The sequence below is a fragment of the Streptococcus sp. 4155 genome, from assembly GCF_013276695.1.
Classification (GTDB): domain Bacteria; phylum Bacillota; class Bacilli; order Lactobacillales; family Streptococcaceae; genus Streptococcus; species Streptococcus pseudopneumoniae.
Window position 1 is genome coordinate 322 of the sequence record NZ_VMLM01000012.1, and the last position, 394, is coordinate 715.

A 394-nucleotide genomic window follows, 5' to 3' on the forward strand; every position below is an offset into this window, starting at 1 on the left:
TACGTCCCATAACCAATGATTTAATGGCGCGTTCAGCTAGATTATTGGAAAGGACCAGATGCCCGTCTTTCAAAATGGCCTTAAAGGTTTCTTCATACTTGAGACTGTATTCAATTGCCCTTCCTAGTTTTGAACCAGGTAAAACTGACTGACGCCGACACCAAGCAAAGAAGTCTTCCATTAGGGGTTGGAGCTCTTCTTGACGTTTCTGTAGTCGTTCATCAGCTGGCAAAACCTCCCAGTCTCTTTCCAAGGCAAATAACTGGTCACAATAAGCTAAACCTTTAGCTCCTAAGGATGAGTTATCTGCTTGCTTGGGGGTGGATTCAAAAAACTTCCTTCTCACATGCGCCCAACATCCAACAAGTTCAGCTTCTTCCAGTTGACGATAAGC

1 pseudogene is annotated in these 394 nt (G+C 44.2%); it reads right to left on the minus strand.

The features are described 5' to 3' along the window. Positions 1-394: pseudogene (locus HT715_RS01720) on the minus strand (IS66 family transposase); the annotation flags it as partial.